Below are 22641 nucleotides of genomic sequence, written 5' to 3'. Positions count from 1 at the left end.
TAAGCAGCGCAGGCACAGCGCAAGACCATGTTATTTTGTACGTTCCGTTGTTAAGATCTATTTATTTAGAATGGTTAAATTTCATAGCTCTTGCTTGGTAACGTCTAAAAGAATTGTCTTATGTCGCAACCATCTGTGAAATGTCAACAGACCCTTGTTTTGTACACTAACATAAAATGAGTTGATAAGGAATTTCATCTCTTCTGTGTAATAATAGCTCATCTCGGGCTTGTGTGAATTGTTTACCCTATTCGGAACATATTAAGCATGACTTCAAATTTTTCACAACTCAGCACAGATGCTTTATCTCCGGGGCAACTACCTGAATCCGTTAAAGCATTGTTAAAACGTGCTCACATCAACAGATATCCAAAACGAACCACAATTGTTGATGCCGGAACAGAGTCGAAATCTTTATATTTAATTTTAAAAGGCTCAGTTTCAATTATTTTACGTGAAGATGATGAACGTGAAATTGTTGTTGCATATTTGAATCCGGGCGATTTCTTTGGGGAAATGGGGCTTTTCGAACCGAACCCTCAACGTACAGCTGAAGTTCGTACTCGTGATGTCTGTGAAATTGCAGAAATTTCTTATGAAAACTTCCACGAACTTAGCAAACAATATCCAGACTTAAGCTATGCTGTTTTTGCACAACTTGTTCGTCGTCTAAAAAATACGACTCGTAAAATGACAGATCTTGCATTTATTGATGTGTCTGGGCGTATTGCACGTTGTTTAATCGACTTATCTTCACAACCAGAAGCAATGATTTTGCCAAATGGTCGTCAAATTCGCATTACTCGTCAAGAAATTGGCCGGATTGTGGGATGTTCACGTGAGATGGTTGGCCGTGTACTCAAAACCTTAGAAGATCAAGGCATGATCCAGACAGATGGTAAAGCTATTCTTATTTTTGATGTTTCATTAGATGAAGCGCCTGCTCCTGATGAAGACTATGATGATGAAGAATAATATTTTTTAAATTTTTAATAAAAAGCAAACTTCGGTTTGCTTTTTTTATATGCAACAATGAGTTAATACACAAAACTTACAAACTATTCTAATTTTATGATTTAAGTTGAATACATATTCTCCGTTAGGCTAACTCAAAATTTCCAAGGATTCCGCTGTATGCAATTTAACCCACTTAGTCGCACAGGCCTCAAGCTTCCAGAAATTTGTTTAGGCACCATGACATTTGGTGAGCAAAACTCCCAACAAGAAGCATTTGAACAACTCAATTATGCTTTGGCACACGGTTTATATTTTTGGGATACGGCAGAGATGTATTCAGTTCCGCCAAAACCTGAAACTTATGGTGCAACTGAAACCATTATTGGCAATTGGTTTGCCCAAAATGGTCAACGTGACAAAGTCTTCCTTGCCTCTAAAATTGCCGGACCCGGCTTTGGGGGAACACACATCAGAGAAGGCCATACGCGCTTTAACAGCGATCATATTGCTAAAGCCCTAGATGGCTCCCTAAAACGCCTTCAAACTGACTATATCGACCTTTATCAACTGCATTGGCCTGAACGTCATACCAACTTCTTTGGTACGCTAGCTTATGGTAACCAGCAAGCTCAAAATGATTATGATACAACCCCTCTAGAAGAAACATTACTTGCTCTACAAGAAGAGATTAACCGAGGACGCATTCGTTATATTGGTTTATCAAATGAAACGCCGTGGGGCACTATGAAGTTTTTACATTTGGCTGAAAAGTTAGGTGTCAGTAAATTTGTAAGTGTTCAAAACCCATACAGTCTACTCAACCGTACTTATGAAATAGGTATGTCTGAAATTGCTAAATATGAAGATGTTGGCTTACTTGCCTACTCTCCTCTTGCGTTTGGCTATCTATCTGGCAAGTTTAGAAATGGTGCTCGTCCCGCTAATGCTCGTGTCACATTATTTCCACGTTTTAGCCGCTACAGTAACCCTCAAAGCGAGTGGGCAACTGAACAATATGCACAGCTAGCTGAGAAACATGGGCTAAGCTTAACTCAAATGGCTTTAGCATTTATCAAACAACAATTTTTTGTGACCAGCACAATTATTGGTGCGACTAATCTAGACCAACTTAAAGAAAATATTCAGGCATTTGAAATTGAACTGCCTGCTGAAGTCTTACAAGGCATTGAAGCCATTCAAATCCAACAGCCCAACCCTGCCCCTTAAATAAAAAACGGATGCTTAGGCATCCGTTTTCTTTATCTATAAAAAATTTATATCTTATTTACGGCCATTATAAACAGCCATTGCCGCAGGCAAGTTTTTACGCATATCACCAATACGCTGAGAGTTAGATGGGTGAGTAGACAAGAATGATGAACCACCGCCACCTTCAAGCTTATTCATTTTTTCCCACAATGTAATCGCTGCATTTGGATTATAACCTGCACGTGCCATTAGCATTAAGCCGCCTTGGTCCGCACGACTTTCCAAGCTACGCGAATATGGTAAGCCTACACCCACTTGTGAACCTAACTGAGCCGCAGCCGACCCTAGTTGACCCACATTACCACCATTAATCTGACTTAAGCCAATATTTAATGCTAAATCAGTTAGAGCCTGAGCACCGATTTTACTTTTTGCGTGCTCTTCCAAGGCGTGAGTCATTTCATGCCCCATAACAGCTGCAATTTCAGCATCTGTCAGGTTCAATTTATTTACAATGCCTGTGTAGAACACTACTTTACCACCTGGTGCTACATAAGCATTAATGGTGTCTGATTTCAGTACTGCCAACTGCCAACTAAAAGGCTGACCAGTCTGGTTCATCTGGTTTGCATACGGTTTTAAACGGTTAAAAACAGCATTAATACGGTTATAGGTACTTGAACTTGTATCCAAAGTTCCTTTACCACGCGCTTCCTGCACCATTTTACTAAAACCTTGAGCAGATTGAGCATTTAAGGTTGCAGTATCTGCACCCGCCATGTCTGCTACTGTTGCACAGCCAGAAATGGTCATCACACTTGCTGCACACAAGCTTAAAAAGAGTTTTTTATTCATAACATGGATCACCTAAATCGATAAAAAGCTGTTTATTCTTTTGCACTTATTATAAGAAATCCAGCTTACTCTTTGAATGTCTCATTTCTCCATGATCATAGTATTTATGTAACGATCAAGTCGATAAAGTCATCAAATAAATCCAGAAAATCAAACATATTATATTTAAGCCAAGATAGAGATGACTTAATACCTTAACTTTCTCTTCAAGATTAGGACTTTCTCTTTTCCAGAGTAAATAACTATTTTGTATGAACACCACAGGAATTAACACACAAGCGAATAATACTGACAAGCTCATAAAAGCAGTCATAAAGAAATCTTCATGGTATGTCTGACCATAAATGACCAACATCGCTAATGTTGGAGAACCACCAATAGCAAATAAAAAAGAATAAAAAATTGTTTTTGAAATAGTTGGTTGCAGCTTCATCCTGAGCCCATCATTCCTTATCTATATCTAACGTTTTAATCTGAATCGAATAAAACAAAAACTGCACTTTAGTCGGGTATAAAAAAGCCCCCTTTCAGGAGGCCTTTTTAATCTTTGCTAATTAAGCAGAGAATGGATGACGTAAAACAATTGTTTCTGCGCGGTCTGGACCAGTTGAAACGATGTCAATCGGACATTCGATTAATTGTTCAATACGCTTCACATAAGCCAAAGCATTTGCTGGTAATTGTTCGATGCTAGTTAAACCCACAGTCGACTCGCTCCAACCTGGCATAGTTTCATAAATTGGTTTCAAGCATTCAAAAGAAACCGCATCAGAAGAACCTACACAGCCCGAATCTGTATTTTCATAGCCCACACAGATTTTCACTTCTTCTAAACCATCTAAAACGTCTAGTTTAGTTAAGCAAATACCAGAAAGTGAGTTTACATCTACAGAACGGCGAAGGATTTCAGCATCAAACCAACCACAACGACGTTGACGACCAGTAGAAGCACCAAATTCATGACCAACTGTACCAAGGTGTTTACCCACTGGATCACCAGCATCAGCTGCTGCATCGTAAACTAATTCAGTTGGGAATGGACCAGCACCTACACGTGTTGTATAAGCTTTGGTAATACCTAATACGTAATCAAGATGTAAAGGTCCCATACCTGAACCAGAGCTTACGCCACCAGCAGTTGTATTTGAACTTGTAACATATGGATAAGTACCGTGGTCAATATCTAGAAGTGAGCCTTGAGCTCCTTCAAACATTACAGCCTTACCTTCTTTGCGATAGTCATGCAACACTTTAGTAACATCAACTACTAATGGAGCAAGAACTTCACGCCATTGGTTGCAAAGAGCCAATACATCTTCAAATTTAACAGCTTCTACACCGTAGAACTGAGTTAATTGGAAGTTATGTAACTCAAGCATTTCTTGAAGTTTTTCTTCTAATGCTGCACCACCACGAACAAGGTCAGCAACACGCACTGCACGGCGAGCTACTTTATCTTCGTAAGCAGGACCAATACCACGACCTGTAGTACCGATTTTAGCATTACCACGTTTCTTTTCACGTGCCTGATCAAGTGCAATGTGGTTAGGCAAAATGAGTGGACAGTTTGGAGAAATACGTAGACGTTCTTTAACAGGAACACCTTCCGCTTCCAAAATTCCCATTTCTTCAATTAACGCGGCTGGTGAAAGTACTACACCATTACCAATTAAGCACAATACGTTTTCACGTAAAATACCTGATGGAATGAGGTGCAATACAGTTTTTTTACCACCTACGACAAGAGTATGACCTGCGTTATGTCCGCCTTGATAACGTACTACCGCAGCCGCCTGATCTGTGAGCAGGTCGACGATCTTACCTTTACCTTCGTCGCCCCATTGGGTACCAAGTACCACAACATTTTTGCCCATAATAGCCTCATTACATCATGCTGTTAAAATTGGAAACCACCAGTAAAAATTACCGTTGGCATTTAAATCTTTTCAATATTCCATTGACCATTTTGCGACACGAGTTGATGGGTCGCGTATGGAATAGAACTTAAATCATCATTACCTAACAATTGAACGACTCGTAAACCTTGAGCACGTGCATTCGAAATTGCTTTGAGTAAATCCTGTTCTGAGCCTTTTGGAGCAACAACAGTTTCGATCTCTGCGAACTGATTTGCACCCAAGGCATATAAATCACAACTGAAGCCAGTAGCAGGACGTGCGCGACCAAAGTGCTCACCAATACCATCGTAACGGCCACCCTGTGCTAACGGCGCAGCACGGTTTGGTGCATAGACCGCATACATTAAGCCAGTGTGATAGTGATAACTACGTAGCTCTACAACATCAATACCGATATTGAGATTTGGCCAACGACCTTTAATTTGCGCAAGCGTTGTTTTAAGTGCATCTAATGCTAACTTGAACTCCGCATCTTGCAAGATATTGGCACTTAAATTTGTCTGTAATGCTTCTAGATCGCTAGAATAACGGCCAAGCGCATAGAAATCAGAACCCATATTTAGGTTTTGAGTGAATTCTGCTAACTCTGGTAACGCTTTTCTTTGATAAAGATCAGACAGTTCATGTTCTTCATTTTTTGACAGTCCAGCATACTTTACTAGACTACGAAACAACCCTACATGGCCCAAATCTAAATGAGCGCCTTGTAAAGTATAGATGTTCTCAATCAATCCCAGCATGACATCGACCATTTCAACATCAGCTTCGATGCTATCGTGGCCATATAACTCTGCACCTAATTGCAAAGGTGCACGTGTGGCATTGAAATTTTGTGGTTTAGTATGTAATACAGTCCCTGAATAACAGTAACGTGCAATGCCTTCAACTGGTCTTACATGTGCATCGATACGAGCAACTTGTGGCGTCATATCAGCACGAACACCGAGTAAACGGCCTGAGAGCTGATCAATAACCTTAAAAGTTACTAAATCTAAGTCTTGATTTGATTCTGATAATGAAGACAACGATTCGATGTATTCGATAAATGGTGTATATACCAATTGATAACCTCGCACCGCGAGGAAATCTAAAGCTTCACGGCGAAGTTTTTCAATGACTTGTGCCTGTTCCGGCAATACATCTGCTACCCCGTCAGGCAGCAACCATGTCTCTGAAATGGTCATATTTCAAGCCTAAAATCTGATCAACGTGGAACGACCCCACATAAAAAAATCGGGAACACACCCGATTTCTCTTAGTGTAGCATGATACTTTCTGCCATGCACCTGACAATTTGCATAAATCTTTCTTAATAAACTCTAAAGTCAAAAAGAAGATTTAAACAATTAATAATAATATTCAATATCTTACTCTGCTTAGTTTATATCATAGATAAAAGTTCTTCGACCAAAGAAAGGGCCAATAACTGAACTATCACCTTGTTTCCAGTTAACCAAATTTAGCTTTTGAATAGCTTGAACTGCTTGAGTATTAAAAGCAAAGCAACCTTTTTCAAGATTTGCAATATCTAATTTCTGATTAAAAATTAGCTTTTCTTTGATAGGATTATCTGAAGAGCTTTCTTCAAACTTTTTCAGCCAGTTACGTTCATATTCTAAGCTTTGATCTACATTCCATAATGCAGATTGCACCAACACAGCATTAGCTGTCTGATTCTGGCTATTCCCTACTAAGCCAAAAGTATTAATAATATTTTTATTACTTAGCAAGAATATCCAGTCAAACCCATGCCATTTGCCACTTTCTAAGTGATAATCAGCTTTATTGTCAAAGAAATTTACGCCCTCATAGTCTTTAATTATTTTTTCGCGTTCTTGGATAAAACTACGGTTAGCAAAAGTAGAGATGTAATTAATATATGGCTGGTTCCATTGAGTCTCTTTTAAACGATAACAATAACTATTTTTAGGAAATGTCGCACTATTATAATTTTGATAGAATTTAATTAAATTTTGATTAGGGTAACCATTCTGATCGACATTAAAATTTATATTCTCTCGATAGCCTGGTAATACACGATCAAAGATATTTTCACCATCCAGCTTCACAATTTCAAAGTTTAAATTTTGTTTTAGATCAGGAGTTAGCTCATAAGTCCAACTACTAGGAGTTAACCTTTTTACAATATTTGTTTGTAGTGTGCCTTTATTTAGAATCTTTTCTTCGGTAAAAATTTCTTTTTCTAAAGGTTGGTTGTGAGATTTTGAAAAAAATATTTCATTATTCTTAATTGAATATTGAGTAATTTCAAAAAAATCACTATAGACCTCTGAAGAAAAATTCGCAGGCTGATAATAAACTTGGTAAATTTTATCTTCTTTTTCTAAATTACTATCAGCTTGACCATTGGTATTTTGATCTGAACTTTCACCACCACAAGCAGTTAAAATAATAGTAGATGTAAAAACTAAAAAACCACTTATTTTTTTTGAGTTAAATTTCATATGAACTCTATAATTAAAATTTTAATGTTTGTGAATCATACAGATAGATATAATTTTACACAACACTAATATTTATAATTTTCATTATTTTTAAATTTTTATACTTCAAATTAATAATTATAAAAAGGATGTTTATTCAACATCCTTAAATAATTTAAATTCACTTTCAGAAAGAATCGCACAAATCTAATAATCGATTTGCATAGCCCCATTCATTATCATACCAAGCAAATACTTTAGCTTGATGCCCAACGACCATAGTCTGAGTTAAATCAACAATAAGAGAATACGGAGAATGGTTAAAATCACTGGAAACTAATGGCTCATCTGTTACTGCCATAATTTCTGCATAGTCTGTTTGAGATGCTTTAATTAGCAATTCATTAATATGATGCACAGTAATTGGAGATTGCGCGATAAAAGTTAAATCAATTGCAGCTACATTAATAGTAGGTACTCGAATTGAATAACCGTCTATACGGTCTTCCATTTTAGGCATAACACGTTTTAATGCACCGAGTGCACTAGAAGTGGTCGGGATAATATTTTGTCCAGATGCTCTAGCACGGCGCAAATCACGATGTGCGTGATCCAGTACAGATTGATCTGCTGTTACTGCATGAATTTCGGTCATAAGCGCAGTTTCAATACCAAAAGCATCATCAATGATTTTTACCAATGGAACCAAAGCCTGTGTAGTACATGAAACGCTTGATATGATCTGATCTGTTACTTTGACTTCATGATGGTTCACACCATAAACAATGGCTGCATCAACATGGTCAAAAGGCGCTGCCCCAATAATAACCCGCTTCGCCCCTGCTTGTAGATGACGCGTTGCATCAGCATGAGAACGAAACAGTCCTGTACACTCAAGCACCACATCAATATCTAAACTAGTCCATGGTAAAAGTTCGGGTTGTTTCTGCTTTAAAACCTCAACTTTTAGCGTTCGTTGATTTGACTGAATATTCAAAAAAACTTTTTCATTTTCAATAAATATTTCCACATTTCCGTTGAAACGGCCATGTGTTGAGTCATATTTAAATAAATGCACTAATGTTTGTACATCTGCTATATCGTTAATCGCCACGATTTCAAATTGAAATTGTTTTGGGCTCTCAAACCAGGCACGTAAAACATTACGTCCAATTCGACCAAACCCATTAATGGCGATACGTTGCATGACCTATCCTTATCTACAAAACTACAGGCTAAAGAAGGCATATAGTAAAGCACGTCACGCCCAGTTGAATATAGATTTTTAGCCAAATCACAGTTTTGTAAGATATTCCTTTTAAAATCGTTGGTTCGGTGGGGTTTTTCCGCTACAATTTAGCGTTTTTAAAAAATAAGCCCCGTATCACATGCTAAGGTTTGGCATAAAACAAACGAGCATTGATGATACATTTAGCCAAATTCGAAAATATGGAGTGACTTGGTTGTGAGTACTCGTTTAATGACATCTGCTGAAATTCGTGAAGCATTTTTGCGCTACTTTGAGACGCAAGGGCATACACGTGTCGCGTCGAGTTCTCTTGTTCCTGCCAACGACCCAACTTTATTATTCACAAATGCTGGGATGAACCAGTTTAAAGACTGCTTTTTAGGTCTTGAAAAACGTGACTATGTACGTGCAACTTCATCACAAAAATGTGTACGTGCTGGTGGTAAACACAATGATTTAGACAATGTTGGTTATACTGCTCGTCACCATACATTCTTTGAAATGTTAGGTAATTTCTCATTTGGTGATTATTTCAAACGTGATGCACTTAAATTCGCTTGGGAATTTTTGACTAGCGATGAATGGCTAGCTCTCCCTAAAGACCGTTTATATGCGACCGTTTATCACACCGATGATGAAGCTTATGACATCTGGAATAAAGAAATTGGTTTAGCGCCTGAACGTATTATCCGTATTGGTGACAATAAAGGCGAAAAATACGCATCTGATAACTTCTGGGCAATGGGTGACACAGGTCCATGTGGTCCATGTTCTGAAATTTTCTTTGACCATGGCGATCACATTTGGGGTGGTTTACCAGGCTCTCCTGAAGAAGATGGCGACCGTTTCATTGAAATCTGGAATAACGTTTTCATGCAGTTTAACCGTACTGCTGATGGCGTGCTTCACCCACTCCCTGCTCCATCTGTTGATACAGGTATGGGCTTAGAGCGTATTTCTGCTGTATTGCAACATGTTAATTCAAACTATGACATTGACTTGTTCCAACACTTATTAAAAGCTGCTGCAAACATTATTGGTATCGAAGACGAAGGTCAGCCTTCTTTACGTGTAGTTGCAGACCATGCGCGTTCATGCTGTTTCTTAATTGCTGATGGTGTAAATCCAAGCAATGAAGGCCGTGGCTATGTATTACGCCGTATTATCCGCCGCGCTGTGCGTCACGGTAATAAGCTTGGTGCAACTGGTACGTTCTTCTACAAAATGTTGCAACCTTTAATCGAAGTTATGGGTGAGGCTTATCCTGAGCTCGCAGCTCGTAAAGATGTGATTGAAGCAACTTTAGTTCGTGAAGAAGAACAGTTTGCTAAAACACTTGAGCAAGGCTTAAAACTACTCGAAGGCGAACTTGCTCAATTAAAAGATAAAACTATTCCTGGTACGACTGTATTTAAGCTTTACGACACTTATGGCTTCCCAACAGACTTAACTGCTGATATTGCACGTGAACGTGACTTTATTATTGACGAAGCTGGTTTTGAAGTGGAAATGGCTGCTCAGCGTCAACGTGCTCGCGATGCTGGTAAATTTGCTATTGACTATAACAGCATTGTACAAGTTGAAGGCGAAACACAGTTTGACGGTTATATCAACACCAGTGGTCAAGGCCAAATTGTAGCGATCTACAAAGATGGCGTACAAGTTGATGAAGTTTCTGAAGGCGATGAAGCACTTATCGTTTTAAACCAGACGCCTTTCTATGCAGAAAGTGGTGGTCAGATTGGTGACACAGGTATCTTCAAAAACGAAACTGGTATTTTTGAAGTTCAAGATACTAAAAAGTCAGGCGGTGCCTTTGTTCATCAAGGTATTGTGACCGTTGGTAATCTTAAAGCCGATCAAAACGTTGAAGCGATTGTTAAAGCGGATATCCGTGATGCAACAGCTCGTAACCACTCAGCAACTCACCTATTACATGCTGCTCTACGTCAAATCTTAGGTTCACACGTACAACAAAAAGGCTCTTTAGTTGCAAGTGATATCTTACGTTTTGACTTTGCTAACGACCAACCTGTAACTTTTGAACAGTTACAACAGGTTGAGCGTTTAGTGAATGCAGAAATTATTGCAAACACCGCAGTAACAACAGAACTCCTTGACATCGAAGCAGCAAAAGCCAAAGGTGCCATGATGTTGTTCGGTGAAAAATACGGTAACGAAGTTCGTGTTCTCGCTATGGGTTCAGTGATTGATGAGAAAAACTTCTCGATTGAACTTTGTGGTGGTATTCACGTTAAGCGTACAGGTGATATTGGTTTATTTAAAATCACTTCTGAAGGCGGTGTAGCTGCTGGTGTACGTCGTATTGAAGCCGTTACAGGTACTAAAGCTTTAGATGTAGTACAAAAAACCGATTCAGATATCCAGCACATTAATGGCTTATTAAAAGCACAGAAAGACCAAACTGTTGAGCGTGTACAGGCTAATGTAGAACTTGTTTCTGCATTACAAAAGCAGATTGAACAGCTCAATCAGAAATTGGCAAACTTCCAAGCGTCAGAATTGATTGATCAGGTACAAACGATTTCTGGTCGTCAAACGCTTATTACCACTGTTCAAGGTGTAGACGCGAAATCACTTCGCAACTTGCACGACAGTGTTAAATCAAAATTAGAGAATGCAGTTATTGTGTTAGCTGGTGTAGAGGGTGACAAAGTTAGCCTACTTGCTTCAGTTGCATCACAATACACTGCAAATCTAAAAGCAGGTGACATCATCAAGCATCTAGCAACTGAGCTAGGTGGTAAAGGTGGTGGTAAACCTGACTTAGCACAAGGTGGCGCGCCACTTAACGAGAAGTTTGGACAAGTTATTGCTGCTTTACCTGCATGGCTTGAACAAAAATAAGACTTCACTTTTTGTGTAACTGACCCTGAAAAGCCTCTCAGGGTCATGGCTTATATGGAAAAACTATGGCATTAATCGTTCAAAAATATGGCGGTACTTCTATGGGTACTCCCGAGCGCATTTTAAATGTTGCTCGTCGTGTTAAGCGTTGGCATGATCACGGTCACAAGGTTGTTGTGGTCGTATCTGCAATGAGTGGTGAAACAAACCGCTTACTTGCTCTCGCTAAAGCCATTACCGAAACACCTGACCCACGCGAGTTAGACCAAATGGTTTCAACCGGTGAACAGGTGACGATTTCCATGTTAGCTATGGCACTTAATTCGATTGGTGTGGAAGCTAAATCCTATACCGGACGTCAAGTCGGTATTAAAACTGACAGTGCATTTACCAAGGCGCGTATTGAGTCTATTGATACAGATGTCATGACCAATGACCTAGATGCAGGCCGTGTTATTGTTGTTGCAGGTTTCCAAGGCTTTGACGCTAATGGAAATATCACAACGCTAGGCCGCGGTGGTTCAGATACTTCTGGTGTTGCTCTTGCTGCTGCTCTAAAAGCAGATGAATGCCAAATTTACACTGATGTAGATGGCGTTTACACCACTGACCCGCGTGTTGCTCCTAAAGCCAAAAAAATCGACCGTATTTCTTTTGAAGAAATGCTAGAAATGGCTTCATTAGGTTCAAAAGTTTTACAAATTCGCTCAGTAGAATTTGCCGGAAAATATCAAGTTCCTTTACGTGTATTATCAAGTTTTGATAATGATAACGACGGCGTGTTTGACGAAGAATTTAAAGAAAATGTAGGTACACTCATTACGACTGAGGCGGAAGATACTATGGAACAGCCAATTATTGCAGGTATTGCTTTTAACCGTGACGAAGCAAAATTAACGATTTTAGGTGTACCTGATGAACCAGGTATTGCTTCTAAAATTTTATCACCAGTAAGTGATGCCAATATCGAAGTCGACATGATAGTGCAAAATGTTGAAGAAGATGGCACAACAGATTTCACTTTCACTGTAAACCGTGTTGATTTAGCGAAAGCTGAAAAAATCTTAAATGAAACTGCCAAAAATATTGGCGCACGTGAAGTTTCAACACGCGATGACATCGTTAAAGTGTCTATCGTAGGTGTAGGTATGCGTTCACATGCAGGGGTCGCGAGCAAAATGTTCACTGCCCTAGCTGACGAAGGCATCAACATTCTTATGATTTCAACTTCTGAAATTAAAGTTTCTGTCATTATTGATGAGAAATATCTTGAACTTGCTGTTCGTTGTCTACATACCGCTTTTGGTTTAGATCGTGAACATGGTGAAAGCAGCGCCCGCGCTTAATTTTACCAAACGGTCAATAATTCATTAAAAAATGTTTACTTGTCCGACAATAATCAAATAAAACACAGAGCCGCTATAGTTTTTTTTATAGCGGCTCTGTTATATTAAACGGAAAGTTTTTTGGCAGTGATTATCAAAATATGACTTTGTTCTCATATTTCTGTTAGAATCTGACTGAAAACTGAGGTTGAGCTTTTATTTGGGTACCAATATTGCAGTTTTAAGCGTTTAGCAAGGAGATAAACATGCTGATTCTGACCCGCCGTGTCGGGGAAACATTAATGATTGGGGATCAAGTCAGTGTTACTGTGCTTGGCGTCAAGGGAAACCAAGTTCGTATTGGTGTGAATGCACCAAAAGAGGTTTCTGTTCATCGCGAAGAAATTTATCAACGTATTCAACATGAACGTGCAATGCACGAACACCTTCAAAATCTTGATCAAGATTATCAAGTTTCTTTTGAAGATGAAAATTATGCACAGAAAAACTTCAATCGTTGATATGAAGTTATTCTCTCCCTAATTAAAGCGACTTTCTAGTCGCTTTAAATTTTTTAGGGTTTTGTATTTATAGGCCTAGAGCACGTTTAACAGGAGCATAGCTGCGGCGGTGCTGATCGATTACCCCATGCGCTGCAATGGCTTCAAAATGCGCTTTAGTTGGATATCCTTTATGTTTGGCAAAACCAAATAATGGATATTGCTGATCTAATTCCGCCATTTGTCGGTCACGTGTAACCTTTGCCAAAATACTCGCTGCACTAATCTCTGGATGACTTGCATCTCCCCCAACAATCGCTTCACAAGGAATAATGATTCCTTTTGGAATTTGATTACCATCTACAATTACTTTTTGTGGTTGAGCTTTTAAACCATCAACTGCACGTTGCATGGCCAAAAAAGTCGCTTGTAAAATATTTAATTCATCAATTTCAGCGTGCGTTGCTTCTGCAATTGACCAAGCTAAGGCTTTTTCTTGTATTTCAATAAACAACTTTTCACGTTTCTTTTCAGTTAATTTTTTAGAATCATTTAATCCCTCAATTGGATTATTCGGATCTAAAATAACAGCCGCTGCCACAACGGAACCTACTAATGGGCCACGTCCCGCCTCATCTACACCAGCAATAAACATTTACTCTTCACCTTTAAACAAAAGAGGCTGATCAATAGTAATCAGCCTTCTTTAATACAAAAATCATTACTTACTTTTGTAAAGCTTCTGCCACACACTCATTTACAGTTTTTGAAACTACTTGGTTTACAATTGTAGCACGTGCATTTACATCAAATGCAGCCGCAGCCAATTCTACTGCCGTTACGCTATTTGGTGCCTTTTCGCTCACACAACCACAAACATTAGTTTGAATGCTGTCACGTTGCTCAGCAGTCATAAGCTTTGTTGCTGTCTTCCAAGCCGAAATATTATTAATCTCTGTAATACATTTCGCATTTACAGCAACTTTTAATGCAGCAACACCCAACTGTTGAGTTGTGGTTTGTGCAGAAGTAGCGCCTGTACCCGTACCTGTAGTCGTTGCACACGCTGTTAAAGCTAAAACAACTGGCGCTAGAGCGAGCATCAATTTTTTCATCATTTTTTCCTTTGATTGAACGTTGGCAGCGCGTATTGTGCCTAAACTCGACTTTAGAAGAAACAAATAATTTGATGCATTTATGCAATCTATTTTTCCTTGCAAAACTCAACTCATCAAATGCATTTTTCCTTAACCGTTCTGTTTTTAGCACGCTCTGTTACATTTAAAACATTTCTCAAAATCAGTGCTTTCCCATAAAATTGAAAATCAAAACGACAAAAAAATAGGTTTTTTATGCCTGCTGTTTCATCTCAGTATTACACCCGTACCGCACAAATCCTGCATTGGGTGATGGCAATCATTTTCATCGCAGCATGGGCTATTGGCTTCTATAGTGGAAATTTTTTAAGTTATGACGTTGATGGTAGCTTTAAAGGCGATGTGATTACGTTGCACAAAAATATTGCAACCACCATTATCTTTTTGGTGATTATCCGGATTTTATGGCGCTATACACATCCAGCTCCAAAATTACCAGATACGATGTCTCCAATGATGAAAACTCTGGCACATGTTGGCCATCTATTACTTTATGTGATTTTGGTGGCTCTACCTGTCACTGGTTGTTTATTTAGCTGGAGCGCTGGTCACCCTGCCCCTGTTTTATATTTATTTGAAATTCCGCGTTTAGTACAAGATAACCCAGAGCTTTTAGCTGTTGTTAAACCTTTGCATGTTTATATTTCTTGGTTTGCTGGCTTGCTGATTGTTGGGCATGTGCTTGCAGCTTTAAAACACCACTTTGTTGATAAAGACAATATTTTAAATAGTATGACCAAACAACCTAAGTAAATGTACATATAAAAAAACCGCCTGAGATAGGCGGTTTTTTTATTTAGATTTTCTGGATTTCTGCAATCCACTTTTGTTTCTCTTCATCTGAAATGAAGGAAGCTTCAAAAGAGTTCACTGCTAGCTGTTTCAATTCATCATTGCTTAGATCTAGTGCTTGCTGAATTGCAAAGAAGTTATCATTCATATATCCACCGAAATATGAAGGGTCATCTGAGTTAACAGTCACATTTACGCCCTTTTGCAATAGACGACGGATATTATGATCTTTCATATCCTGAACAACACATAGCTTTAAGTTACTTAAAGGACAAACGGTTAAAGGCATTTTTTCGTTAATTAAACGCGCCATTAATTGTTCGTCTTCTTCAGAACGTACACCATGATCAATACGGTTCACTTTGAGTAGATCTAAAGCTTCCCATACATATTCAGGTGGACCTTCTTCACCAGCGTGAGCAACGATCAAGAAGCCCTCTTCACGTGCCTTAGCAAAAACACGTTCAAATTTAGCTGGCGGATGACCTACTTCACTTGAATCGAGCCCTACAGCAATAATATCTTGCTTAAACGGCAAAGCCTGCTCAAGTGTTTCAAATGCAGCTTCTTCACTTAAATGACGTAAGAAACACATAATCAGTTGAGAGCTGATACCAAACTTAGCTTTAGCATCTGCACACGCACGCTTTAAACCGCTAATCACTGTTGAGAATGCAACACCACGGTCAGTGTGGGTTTGCGGGTCGAAGAACATTTCTGTGTGAACGACATGATCTTCGGCACATTTCTCAAAATAAGCCCACGCTAAATCATAAAAGTCTTGTTCATGTACAAGAACATTTGCACCAGCATAGTAAATATCTAAAAATGATTGAAGATTATGAAAGTTATAAGCTTGCTTTACTTCTTCAACAGATTTGTAAGGAATCTGAATCTGATTGCGCTGGGCAATTGCAAACATTAATTCAGGTTCAAAAGTCCCTTCAATATGCACATGCAATTCGGCTTTTGGTAAGGCGCGAATCAGCTCGACTTGATTCATATTAACTCCACATCTAAAGAAAAAAGGGTGTGGTCAAAATCACACCCTTCTATTAATTTTCTTCTTATTAGAAACTATGACTAAGATAGCTTAAGAAGAAAACTATAAAAAATCATATTAACCGCCAAACGCGATAAATTTAAATACCCAAAGTGCAGCAATAATCCATACCATATACGGTACAGTTTTTGCCTTACCTGTGAATAATTTAACTAATGCATAGCTAATAAAACCCATTGCAATACCATCAGCAATTGAATAGGTAAATGGCATAAATACAATAGTTAAAAATGCTGGAACAGCTTCTGTAATATCATCCCAATCGATATGAGTGATACCTTGAATCATCAACACACCAATGAACAATAAAGCTGGCGCTGTTGCAAAACCTGGTACAGATTGAGCAAGAGGTGCTAAAAATAAACAGCAGATAAATAAAACGGCAACCACAACAGCAGTTAAACCAGTACGTCCACCCGCTGCTACACCTGAAGCTGATTCAATATATGGCGTAGTTGAAGATGTACCTAATGCAGCACCAGCAACAATTGCAGTAGAGTCTGCGAATAATGCTTTCTTCAAACGAGGTAATTTACCGTCTTTTAAAAGACCGGCACGGTGTGAAACACCAACCAAAGTACCTGTACTGTCAAACAAGTCGACAATAAAGAATACGAAGATGACGCCGACCATACCCGCTGTAAATAGACCTTTAAAGTCCATTTGCATGAAGGTTGGTGCAATTGAAGGGATTTGACCCACTACACCTTTAAATTCGTTTAGACCTAAAGCAGTAGCAATGCCTGTAACGACTAAAATACTAATAATGATTGCACCGCGAACCTTTAATTGATGTAGAACTACAATCATTAAAAATCCGAATAGCGCTAATAGTACTGTAGGTTGTTTGATATCACCCAAACCGACTAATGTCGCTTGATTGGCAACAATAATACCTGAGTTTTTTAAAGCAATAAGCGCGAGGAATAAACCAATCCCCCCACCAATCGCAAACTTAAGCGACATCGGAATCGCATTGACAATCGCTTCACGAATTTTAAAGAAGCTAATTGCAAGAAAAACAAGGCCTGAAACAAAAACAGCCGCTAAAGCTGTTTGCCATGGCACGCCCATCCCCATACAAACCGAGTAGGTAAAGTAAGCGTTTAAACCCATACCAGGGGCCAGTGCGATTGGATAATTAGCAATGATCCCCATCACTAAACATCCGATTGCGGCTGCCAAACAGGTCGCAACGAATACGGCACCATGATCCATGCCGGTTTCAGATAAAATGAGTGGATTGACAATAATGATGTAACACATCGTTAGGAATGTAGTTACACCAGCAAGAACTTCAGTTCGGAAAGTGGTTTTATTGTCGCTTAACTTAAATAAACGCTCTAACCAGCCTACCGAAGAATTGGGCGCCGCCATAAGTAGCCTCTATGCAAAATCTGAACTGTGGAATATTTACGTCTATGTAGATAACTGAACAATATTGTTTTTCTGTTCAGACCTATAAACAAGAATCTCAAATAAAAGAAGCAACAAATATGCCACTCATTTGGTTTCTGGTTCGTACATAGGAAATAGCCACAGCCCCTCTTGAAACACAAAAAAGCTGCATAACCCCTATGCAGCTTTTTTACTATACGTTCAATAAGTTTAACAGATTCAACAGAAACGTGATCAAAATTTATGAAAAGATATGACCAATGACAAAGGAAAATTTAGAAATTTATCATTCAATATTTTTAGAAAATAATTTTTTTCTCACCGATATATTCTTGCATATTATAGGAAGCTAAATTGCTGTGATGAGCATGATTTGGATTGCGTTCGATACTTTGTAGGTTTCTTTCTGCTTCTTGAATGATCTGCATTAGCTCTTGATGTCTTTTATTTTGAGTATCTAAATAAGCCCAATACCCTAATACAAAGACGATACCCACACACAACACTATTAATACTTTATTGATCATTATTATTATCTCTATGTTTTTAATGTTAAAGATCTTAACAAAAAATTATAGCTTTGTGAATATTTTCACATTTATTTACAATAATACACTCTTACTCAAATTATTGATAAAAAAGGTGATTTTAAATTTATCATTAAAATCATTGATAAATACAAAACATTTCCATTGAAAAGTAACTTTATTTCAAAACAGTTCATGTTTAGTTATTTTTAATATTAGCTTTTTATTCATTTTCATTATTAAGTTCATTTAAAGACAGGGTGTAGACTAATGTGTATATTGCTTGAAATATCTCTCAATTTTTTACCTATTAAATAGGCTAAAAAGATCCATTTTTCTTTCAACTGTTTTATTTAACCGTGTTTGACTATCTAGCCATTTCTTATCTTTCTTCTTTAGCCTTAAAAAGTAAAATTTCAGTTTTAACTAAAAAAGTCTTTTTCCTTAGTTAATAAATAGTATTCACTTCATCGTTCTATAAATCGTACCAAGCCTTCTATTTTCGGTGCTTTATTGCGACAAACGCTACGATAAACTGCACTCAGAGAAAAAATTAAATCAGGAGAATACATCATGTTTGATATGCGTTTATCTCACGAGCGTGGTGCAGCACATCATGGTTGGTTACAATCAAAACATAGCTTTTCATTTGCTAATTATTGGGATCCTAAACAAGTCGGTTTTTCTGATCTACTTGTAATTAATGATGATAACGTTGCCCCATCTAAAGGCTTTGGTACTCACCCTCACAACAATATGGAAATTATTTCCTATGTGCTTGAAGGTGCATTAGAGCATAAAGACTCAATGGGTACAGGTTCTGTGATTGTGCCGGGTGATATTCAGCTCATGAGTGCAGGTCGTGGCGTTGCTCATAGTGAATTTAACCATTCAGCTCAAGAAGGCGTGCATTTCTTGCAAATTTGGGTTGTTCCAAATGAAGTGAATACAGATCCAGGCTATCAACAAGTTCATATTGATGAAGCAGACAAACGCGGTAAATTGCATTTGATCATCTCACCAAAAGGTAGTGAGAAAACTTTATCTATCAAACAAGACATTAATATTTACTCAGGTCTGTTTGATGGTGAAGAAACTGCTGAATTTGCGATTCCTGATGGTCGATATGTGTACCTACACGTTGCTAAAGGTCGTGTTGATGTAAATGGTAAAACCTTTAACACTGGTGATGCTGCACGTATTCGTGATGGTGGAAGCTTATCGTTTACCAATGGTGATAATGCCGAAATTTTGATTTTCGATATGCGTCCTGAAGAAGTTCCAACTATGCCATAATGCAGCTAAGCCCTCACATAAAATTTATGTGAGGGCTTTTTATATGGTTTATTTGGATAGGAAAATTCTATCTCAGCTCAATGTTCTTCTGAGCGTGCTATCTCTGTATTGATATAGCTCATAATCATGGTAGTTAACCCCTGCACCATCTCATCAAAACTAATGTAAGGATTTGGCAAGATCAGGTGACGCGCGACATTAAAAATTCCACTATTAATACAAATATAGGTAATTACAGCCAGATTATTAATTTTTAGGTATTTAGGATTATGCATCATATATTTCATGATCACTTCCATTAAAGCCTGTTCAATTTTTGGAATGTATTTGTCGTACTGCAACTCGCCTGCATAACGTAGAACAGTCAAATAGCGGTCGTTATTTTTCTTTAATAAATCACTAAAAGTATAAAAAATCATTTCGATGACAGGCTCTAACTCCAACTGCAAAATAGTTGGCGTAAGCTCTGTAATCATGTCCAGAATTTCCCGAACAAAGTAGTGATTCATCGCATCATAAATTTCTTCTTTATTTTTAAAATATTCATATAAAGACCCAACACTCACTCCTGCAATTTCTGCAATATGGCGTGTCGTAGTTCCACTGGGCCCATGCAGCGCCACCCCAATAAAACCAGCTTCAATAATAGTATCAACAGTGACCTTGGCTCGAGTTTGACGAGGTTTTCGCGTAGTCATACGATCTAATCAATAATCCGAACATAAAGTCAGACTAGCATGTAATCTGACTAAGAAGAAATATAAAAACAAAATCCGAATAGTTGTCAAACTTAGTGAAAAGAAATGAGAAAAACATTCCCCCAGCTATGAGTAAATATGTGTTTTAAGTGACTACCCATTAGTTAAAACTAAAATTAATTTATTATTTTTCAATTGTATAAAATCATTAAAGCTAAAATTTTTATTGCAGAATGGGTCTATAACATACTTTTATATTTTTAAGAATTTACCCGAATTGAATCCGAACATAAAGTCAGATTAATATGAAAAAATTAAAGAAGAGTCACTAATAGCTTTGTCTATCTTTACTCTTCTTTCCGTTATTCAGCCAAATAATCAAACAAATAACGGAGCAACAACACCGTAGTCAATGCAGAGAATATTCTGCTTTTGAAAATGGAATTTACAGTGCTTTGTTGATCATTAATTTTATTGATTTTCATCAAAATGCACCACTACTTTGTCTCAGGGTATCGCCATGATCTCGACCACAGTAAAAAAATCATTAAACAAACTTAAATTTCACCGTGAAATCGAGTTACCGGACTTTGCTAGCAAAAGCTCAATTCCAATCCGACATTTAAATATTGGTTTTGATGGTAAGGAAATTGATGTCAGATTCTATATGGACAATCAGTTTGCTACTTTATTTTTTGCCACACTTTCGGTGTTTTTAACCTATGGTGAAGATCTGGTTATTGAAACCGCTCGTCACCACCGCGAATTTATTAAAGATCCAATCTTAAAACAGCGAGTAACTTCGCTAATTGGTCAAGAAGCAATCCACTCAAAATTGCACAACGAATATAACGATGCGCTACAAGAGGCTGAATATCCTGTTGCGCTATATCGCTTTCTTGGTTCGAACTTCTTTAAATATGTATTTTTGAAATTTCCACAACCCCTAAAATTGTCAATGATGGCGGGTATTGAGCATTTTACTGCGGTACTTGCTGAATACATGATGAAGCATGAAAAGAATTTCTATTATTCAGATGATGTAAAGAGCCGTGCATTGTGGATGTGGCATATGCTTGAAGAGTCTGAGCATAAAGACATTGCTTATGATGTTTATCAAATCTTAAATGGCAGCTATCCACTTCGCGCTTCTGGTTTTTTCCTCGCTTTATTTACGATTTTAGGCCTTATCCCTGCAACTACTTTGGTTGTTCCTGTTTTAAGAAAACCGCAAGAGATGCTGACCTTAAAATTCTGGAAAGATGCTCGCCGTGGCGTTGGTTTAATCTTTGGCCCGAAAGATGGCGTTTTCGGTAGTACGATTGGTCAAATTCTTGACTATTTACGTCCAGACTTTCATCCAAATGATCATGATACGACTGAATATCTTGAGTATTACAAAAAGAAATTACTGAACGAAGGCGGTGCGATTGCTCCTTTCTTTGTTAAAGAATTTACCCCACCTGTACGCGTGTCTTAATCGTCCTTTATAACCAGCTATTGAGTTAATAGCTGGTTCCTCTTCAAGCTATTTATGGATGAATCATGATTTTATTTGGCAAAAAGAAAGTTAAACCGAGCCAAAAAGCTTATGCCGTAGTGACGGGTGCAGGCAGTGGGATTGGCCGAAGTTTTGCAATTGAACTTGCGAAACGTGGTGGCAGCATAGTGTGTGCAGATATTAATCTGGAAGCTGCTGAAGAAACCGTAAAACTTCTTGAACAAGAAGGTGCAAAAGCTTTTGCTATACGCTGTGATGTGAGCAATCCAGAACATGTAGCAAATCTCGCTGAAACTGCTGAAATTTTAATGCAACACCCAGTAACTCTGCTCATTAATAATGCAGGTGTAGGTTTAGGCGGTAAGTTTGATGAACTGAGCCTAGAAGACTGGAACTGGGTCATGAATATTAACCTTTGGGGTGTTATTCATGGATGCCATGCATTTGTTCCAAAGTTTAAAAAGTTAGGTTACGGCGCAATTATTAATGTGGCTTCTGCGGCATCGTATACGGCGGCACCAGAAATGACCGCTTATAACGTGACTAAAGCAGGTGTACGCGCACTTTCCGAAACGCTTTCTGCCGAACTGCGTAAATTTGATATTAAAGTTAATGTACTCTGCCCAACGCTGGTTCCAACCAATATCATTAAAAATGGTCGGATTCCGGGACGTTATTCCAAGCTTGCAGACCATGCACTCATGAACTATGCCTTAACGACAAGTGACGATGTCGCAAGATTAACGCTTAACCGCCTTGATCAGGATGAGTTGTATACCATTCCTCAAATTGACGCGAAGTTATTCTGGCTTATGAAACGTGCATCTCCAAGCTTGTATAACAAGTTCCTTGGCACATCGTACAAATTATTTAAATAAGAAAT

At 38.2% G+C, this 22641-nt stretch carries 21 protein-coding genes; 9 read left to right on the top strand and 12 right to left on the bottom strand.

What is annotated here, in order from left to right; all coding sequences use genetic code 11:
* Positions 1-267: 267 nt before the first annotated feature.
* The gene (gene crp / locus FY048_RS11865; RefSeq protein WP_446091265.1) at positions 268-975 is read left to right on the top strand and encodes a cAMP-activated global transcriptional regulator CRP; all 708 of its coding nucleotides are present in this window, start codon (positions 268-270) and stop codon (positions 973-975) included.
* A gap of 159 nt (positions 976-1134) precedes the next feature.
* Positions 1135-2184: an NADP(H)-dependent aldo-keto reductase gene (locus FY048_RS11860; protein WP_446091264.1), complete on the top strand. Its 1050-nt coding sequence runs from the start codon at positions 1135-1137 to the stop codon at positions 2182-2184.
* Between the two features lie 54 nt (positions 2185-2238).
* Here the strand turns inward: FY048_RS11860 and FY048_RS11855 are convergent, their stop codons facing one another.
* The 6 genes from FY048_RS11855 to gap form a co-directional block, all read right to left on the bottom strand.
* Positions 2239-3021, bottom strand: coding sequence for a M48 family metallopeptidase (locus tag FY048_RS11855; RefSeq protein ID WP_446091263.1), 783 nt, complete (start codon positions 3019-3021; stop codon positions 2239-2241).
* Positions 3022-3136: 115 nt separating this feature from the next.
* Positions 3137-3454, bottom strand: a complete 318-nt coding sequence (locus FY048_RS11850; protein ID WP_446091262.1) for a hypothetical protein — start codon at positions 3452-3454, stop codon at positions 3137-3139.
* Positions 3455-3575: 121 nt separating this feature from the next.
* Complete coding sequence (locus tag FY048_RS11845; RefSeq protein WP_016138789.1) at positions 3576-4895, bottom strand: adenylosuccinate synthase; 1320 nt, start codon at positions 4893-4895, stop codon at positions 3576-3578.
* 62 nt (positions 4896-4957) lie between these two features.
* Positions 4958-6124 (bottom strand): ATP phosphoribosyltransferase regulatory subunit, encoded by a 1167-nt coding sequence (locus tag FY048_RS11840; protein ID WP_446091261.1) that lies wholly within the window; start codon positions 6122-6124, stop codon positions 4958-4960.
* A 192-nt stretch (positions 6125-6316) separates the two neighbouring features.
* Entirely contained in the window at positions 6317-7405 is a 1089-nt protein-coding gene (locus FY048_RS11835; protein ID WP_446091260.1) for a hypothetical protein, read from the bottom strand.
* Positions 7406-7571: 166 nt separating this feature from the next.
* Positions 7572-8591 (bottom strand): type I glyceraldehyde-3-phosphate dehydrogenase, encoded by a 1020-nt coding sequence (gene gap, locus FY048_RS11830; RefSeq protein ID WP_446091259.1) that lies wholly within the window; start codon positions 8589-8591, stop codon positions 7572-7574.
* Positions 8592-8864: 273 nt separating this feature from the next.
* Here gap and alaS point away from each other — a divergent pair, with 273 nt between their 5' ends.
* The 3 genes from alaS to csrA all read left to right on the top strand — a co-directional run bounded on the left by alaS (position 8865) and on the right by csrA (position 13347).
* Complete coding sequence (alaS, locus tag FY048_RS11825) at positions 8865-11501, top strand: alanine--tRNA ligase (protein WP_446091392.1); 2637 nt, start codon at positions 8865-8867, stop codon at positions 11499-11501.
* A 65-nt stretch (positions 11502-11566) separates the two neighbouring features.
* A complete protein-coding gene (locus tag FY048_RS11820) occupies positions 11567-12847 on the top strand; it encodes an aspartate kinase (protein ID WP_016138794.1) in 1281 nt (426 codons plus the stop codon).
* 245 nt (positions 12848-13092) lie between these two features.
* Complete coding sequence (csrA, locus tag FY048_RS11815) at positions 13093-13347, top strand: carbon storage regulator CsrA (RefSeq protein WP_016138795.1); 255 nt, start codon at positions 13093-13095, stop codon at positions 13345-13347.
* A 67-nt stretch (positions 13348-13414) separates the two neighbouring features.
* Here the strand turns inward: csrA and rnhB are convergent, their stop codons facing one another.
* Positions 13415-13981: a ribonuclease HII gene (gene rnhB / locus FY048_RS11810; RefSeq protein WP_004793774.1), complete on the bottom strand. Its 567-nt coding sequence runs from the start codon at positions 13979-13981 to the stop codon at positions 13415-13417.
* Between the two features lie 70 nt (positions 13982-14051).
* Entirely contained in the window at positions 14052-14441 is a 390-nt protein-coding gene (locus FY048_RS11805; protein WP_446091258.1) for a hypothetical protein, read from the bottom strand.
* Between the two features lie 237 nt (positions 14442-14678).
* On the opposite strand from FY048_RS11805, the gene FY048_RS11800 reads away from it, so the two are divergent.
* A complete protein-coding gene (locus FY048_RS11800) occupies positions 14679-15236 on the top strand; it encodes a cytochrome b (protein WP_446091257.1) in 558 nt (185 codons plus the stop codon).
* A gap of 43 nt (positions 15237-15279) precedes the next feature.
* Here the strand turns inward: FY048_RS11800 and FY048_RS11795 are convergent, their stop codons facing one another.
* From FY048_RS11795 to FY048_RS11785, 3 genes are all read right to left on the bottom strand, one after another.
* Positions 15280-16278, bottom strand: a complete 999-nt coding sequence (locus tag FY048_RS11795) for an adenosine deaminase (protein WP_446091256.1) — start codon at positions 16276-16278, stop codon at positions 15280-15282.
* Positions 16279-16395: 117 nt separating this feature from the next.
* Positions 16396-17715: an NCS2 family permease gene (locus FY048_RS11790; protein WP_446091255.1), complete on the bottom strand. Its 1320-nt coding sequence runs from the start codon at positions 17713-17715 to the stop codon at positions 16396-16398.
* Between the two features lie 320 nt (positions 17716-18035).
* Positions 18036-18263 carry a hypothetical protein gene (locus FY048_RS11785; RefSeq protein ID WP_009387797.1) on the bottom strand — a complete coding sequence of 76 codons (228 nt, stop codon included), beginning with the start codon at positions 18261-18263 and terminating at the stop codon, positions 18036-18038.
* Between the two features lie 573 nt (positions 18264-18836).
* Between FY048_RS11785 and FY048_RS11780 the strand changes: the two genes are divergently transcribed.
* Positions 18837-19559, top strand: coding sequence for a pirin family protein (locus FY048_RS11780; protein ID WP_446091254.1), 723 nt, complete (start codon positions 18837-18839; stop codon positions 19557-19559).
* Between the two features lie 77 nt (positions 19560-19636).
* Here FY048_RS11780 and FY048_RS11775 read toward each other — a convergent pair whose 3' ends face one another.
* Positions 19637-20257, bottom strand: coding sequence for a TetR/AcrR family transcriptional regulator (locus FY048_RS11775; protein WP_016138803.1), 621 nt, complete (start codon positions 20255-20257; stop codon positions 19637-19639).
* A 520-nt stretch (positions 20258-20777) separates the two neighbouring features.
* Here FY048_RS11775 and FY048_RS11770 point away from each other — a divergent pair.
* Together FY048_RS11770 and FY048_RS11765 are read left to right on the top strand one after the other, a co-directional pair.
* Positions 20778-21737 carry a metal-dependent hydrolase gene (locus FY048_RS11770; RefSeq protein WP_252609357.1) on the top strand — a complete coding sequence of 320 codons (960 nt, stop codon included), beginning with the start codon at positions 20778-20780 and terminating at the stop codon, positions 21735-21737.
* A gap of 65 nt (positions 21738-21802) precedes the next feature.
* Positions 21803-22636, top strand: coding sequence for an SDR family NAD(P)-dependent oxidoreductase (locus FY048_RS11765; RefSeq protein ID WP_446091253.1), 834 nt, complete (start codon positions 21803-21805; stop codon positions 22634-22636).
* Positions 22637-22641: the final 5 nt, after the last annotated feature.

This window comes from Acinetobacter sp. 1124_18A (assembly GCF_052824995.1).
The sequence above is the reverse complement of the archived record's forward strand: the minus strand, read 5'-3'. Positions and strand labels throughout refer to the sequence as shown.